Annotated in this window: 3 protein-coding genes; 1 reads left to right on the forward strand and 2 read right to left on the reverse strand. The window is 59.9% G+C overall.

Annotated elements, in window-relative coordinates; genetic code table 11:
* Positions 1-86: 86 nt before the first annotated feature.
* Positions 87-620, forward strand: a complete 534-nt coding sequence (locus QMG52_RS21445) for a recombinase family protein (protein WP_283562432.1) — start codon at positions 87-89, stop codon at positions 618-620.
* Between the two features lie 416 nt (positions 621-1036).
* On the opposite strand, the gene QMG52_RS21450 is transcribed toward QMG52_RS21445, so the two are convergent.
* Together QMG52_RS21450 and QMG52_RS21455 are read right to left on the reverse strand one after the other, a co-directional pair.
* Positions 1037-1780 carry an IclR family transcriptional regulator gene (locus tag QMG52_RS21450; RefSeq protein WP_283562430.1) on the reverse strand — a complete coding sequence of 248 codons (744 nt, stop codon included), beginning with the start codon at positions 1778-1780 and terminating at the stop codon, positions 1037-1039.
* Complete coding sequence (locus tag QMG52_RS21455) at positions 1777-3309, reverse strand: APC family permease (RefSeq protein WP_283562431.1); 1533 nt, start codon at positions 3307-3309, stop codon at positions 1777-1779. The genes QMG52_RS21450 and QMG52_RS21455 overlap by 4 nt, the downstream gene beginning before the upstream one ends.
* Positions 3310-3935 lie beyond the last annotated feature (626 nt).

The raw sequence follows: 3935 nt of genomic DNA on the forward strand, positions 1-3935 counted from the left end.
TAGGAACAACACCCCGGCCGGACACCACCACCCCGACCGGTGACGGTCACAACCGGGTACTGGCCAGAAACCCACGACAACGTTTTCTGGCCAGTACCGGGTCCCTGAAACCAGCGGTACCACCTACTCGGACTACCCGTACCATCACGCCGTATTTGCCAGCCAGCCGAGCTGAACTGGAAATGATGCTCGAGGGCCTCAGCCGGGGCGATGAAGTCGGGGTCTGGAAGCTGGACCGGCTCGGACGCCGCACCCGCCACGTGCTTGAACTCCTCGACGGTTTCAAAGCACGCGGGATCAGGTTCCGCTCACTGCACGATGGCATCGCCACCGACCTTGCCAGTGAACTCGGTGGGGCCATGGCGCAGGCCATGGTCACCATTATTTCCGCCTTCGCCCAGCTCGAACGCGATCAGCTCTCCGAACGCACCAAGGCCGGCATGTCCGTCGCCGCGTCCCACGGCCGCGACGCAGGTCGGCGGGAAGTTACCGCCAGCCATCCAAACGTCAAGCAAGCCCGCGGTTTGAGAACCCAGGGTCTGAAGCCTGCTGATATCGGCAAGATCATCGGGCCAGCCGCGCCACCGTCTCACCGCTGCCCTTCCCTCAGCGCCCGCTGAGCGCACCATCCGGCAGGGGATACGGGGATACGTTGCTCAGCGATGTGCGGGATGTCCAGGGTTGGTTCGCCGGACAGGTAGGCTTCGTCGATGACGATCACGGGCGGGCGGGATCGTTCATCGAGTTCCCGTCGGGTAGGAAGGCTGTTTGGGAGGCGGGCACGCCGGAGGAGAGTGCCGGGGCGAGGCCGAGCGTGGTGTGTTGTCGCGCAGGGGTGGTGGTCGGGTCCGGGATGTTGATGATCGGTGTCGGGAGGGTTTCAGCTGGGCCAGGACGGTATGAGTCGCGACGGTTTTTGCCAGCGTCGGCTTCATCGGTGGTCATCCCGGTTTGGTGTTGGGCTGCACGCTACTGGTTCATGGTGATCGGTTCACGATGTCCGCAGTGCCCCCTCGATCTGTCCCGATTTTTCAAATTAGAACAGGAGTGGTGCCAGTCGTGACGTCAGTTCACGGGCTGCTTCCGCATGTTCGCAGATAGTGGTGAACCTTTCTGAGGGGCTGCATAGGCAGAGGGCTGCGCCGACGGACCCATTTGGCAGTCTTACTGGAAGTGCTAGGGTGGCGGATCCTTGTTCTAGTTCGTTGATTTCCGAGGCCTCACCTGTGAGCCGTATTTCCGCGAGTTGCTCTTCCAGTTGCCTCCTGTCTGTGATGGTCTGCGGTGTCAGCTTCATCAACGGCCCTCTCGGGAGAGGGGAGGCCGAATCGTCAACTTCAGCGAGCATCAGTTTCCCTGCGGCGGAGGCGTGTGGATACCGGAGCATTTCGAATGCGGAGTGGAGCGGATGATCCGGGTCTTCATCGGCGATTCTGAGGGAAGCGTTCCGGAACATGATGAGGTGCACTGCGAAACGTGTTCCACTGCGGAACTCTTCTATTACGGTGCGGGCTGCTGTGGGAACGGTCGGCGGGGTCGCAGCCGTAATCAGGCCTGAAATCGCGTGTCCGAGTGCGAATCCGCGGAGGTCGGATGTGCGGGCCAGATGTTCCTCCCCGACGAGTGAATTCAGCATCCGGTAGGCGGTCGATGGGGGCATCTGCAGGGCATCGGTGATCTCTTTCGCGGTTGTTCCGGTGCCGAACCGTGCCACGATCTCCAAGATTCTCAGCGAGTTTGACACTGTGCTGGGCCCCCGGTACCCGGACCTGTGGCTCACGGGACGGGCCCGCCGTGAAACAGGTCTGATTCCCGGGTCTCGTCGTAGATGCCCACGGATGCCAGACGCTCAGGTAACCGGAGGCGAAGGAACATGGTGTAAACGACGCTGGCGAGGAGGACACCGCCGTAGATGAAGATCTGCAGGTTCCCTGTTTGAATCGATACCGTCGCGGCCTTCCAGAGCACCAACCCGAGGACCAGGGAGGTTGCTGCTCCCAGTATCCAACTGGCGTAAGTGTTCTCCCCTATCCGGCGCAGGAAGAAGGGCAGGGACGCGCTGGCAAGGATATAGGACCCAAGGTACCCGTAGGCGCCCAGCGTGAAGAGGTGCACGAGGCTCTGCTCAGGACTGGCGCCGGAGAGGATGACGGCGATGGGAACGATGGCAACTACCGGCATTATGACCAGGATTGCCATCGAGGGGGTTCGAAAGACGGGATGGGTCCGGCCGAGTATTCGCGGCGCAACGCCTTCTCTGCCCATACAAAAAAGTATCCGGGCAAGGGCGTTCACGGATGCGATCGAGCACGCAAACCACGATGCTGCGATTCCCAGGTCAAGGACTGCGGCGAACACAGGGGAATTCTGGGCAAACAGGTCAGACAACGGAGTGGAGCTGGCCGTAATGTTTATCGGTGACTCTTTGAGGGCTACGTCCTGGGCGGTCACGGCGAGAAGATAAAGCACGCCCGTCAAGATGGGGGTCCACGTGATGGCCCGCGGGATGCTGACGAAAGGTTTGTACGCCTCGCCGCCCAGCGTGGTCGGGCTTTCGAAGCCGACAAAGGCGCTCACGGCCACGACGATTCCGATCGATAACGAATCAAAATTTCCGTTCCAGACAAACACATTCCCGATATTCACCTTCGGCGCGGTGAAGGCGAAGTAGCCAATCATGAGGACGGCGAGGATTCCAATTGAAATGGATTCGATCAACAACGTGGACCACGCGGATATCCGGACCCCCCTCACCATCAGAAAACAGGCGGCACCCGCGGCGGCAAGAACGACCAGCACCGCGAAAACTTTGGGATCCGCCAGGGGGACCCCAAGATTGATGAACAACTGAACAACATAGGTGCCAACAACCAGCAGACCGGCCATTGCCACGAGGGCGTAACCGAACATGGCCGACCAGCCGACGGTAATTGCCGTCCCCTGCCCAAGTCCCTTGGCTGTGTAGCTGTAGAGACCGCTGACGGCAGCCATGCGCTTTGCCATCGGTCTCAGACAGAAGGAAACCAAGACCATGACCGCCATGGCGGTGCCGAATATCAGCACAAGGTTCGGTCCAGTGGATCCAAAGACAAGAGCCGGAAAGATAAGAGCCGGAATGACGGACATGGAACCGGCAGGCGCCGTGGCGGCCACTGCCTGCGCGAAGACCGGCAAGAAGGAAAGTTTCCGCCGGCTCAGGCCCTCCACCGGGGAGCGGGCAGTGATAAAGCTTTTACCGTGAGCAGGCACTGGGAACCGACTTTCCCTCCGACGGGCAGGCGCACCTTGCTTATGGGGGACGCAAGTCATCGACCCGAGATGCAAAACACTAGCATTCCCGGCCCCGGTCACGGCAGTCGCGAACATGTTTCTAAATGTTTCCAACACGTTAACTGCAGTGAGAAAATATCGGCTCAAACTTCTCACACAATGTTCATAAAAGGTCTCGCCTAAGTGGATTCCGAGGCGTAGTTTTCTACGGAGAAGGAACGCACGTGACCGGCATCACGCCGGCAGGGCCCGGAGCGGAGCTCGGCTGGCCCCCTACAAATAGAGGATGTCGGGTTTGCAGGCGGTCCCTCCCGGAGCCCCCACCGGGGTTCTGAGGTGATCTTCAACGCAAGTCTCGTATGCACCCAAAGATAAACAGTTCTGACAAAGATAAATAGTTCTGATAATTCAAGGATCTTTTGTGTCTATTGGTCCCGCAACGGCAACACCGCCTGCCGGGGCCGGGCGCGAGATCCAGTCCGGGCGTGTGTAGGTCACCAACTACCATGCCAACCCCGCGGGAGGGCCGTACGGGCCCTCGTCCTGAATAAAGAATCAAGGAGAAAATCATGAGTATCGACACTGAAAACCAAACCGTAGTAGGGGTGGCGCATCCTTTGGATCCGCTGTCGCGGGCTGAGATTTCCCGGGCGGTCTCGATTTTG

The sequence above is a fragment of the Paenarthrobacter sp. PH39-S1 genome (assembly GCF_030063245.1).
In the GTDB taxonomy this organism is placed as follows: Bacteria; Actinomycetota; Actinomycetes; order Actinomycetales; family Micrococcaceae; genus Arthrobacter_M.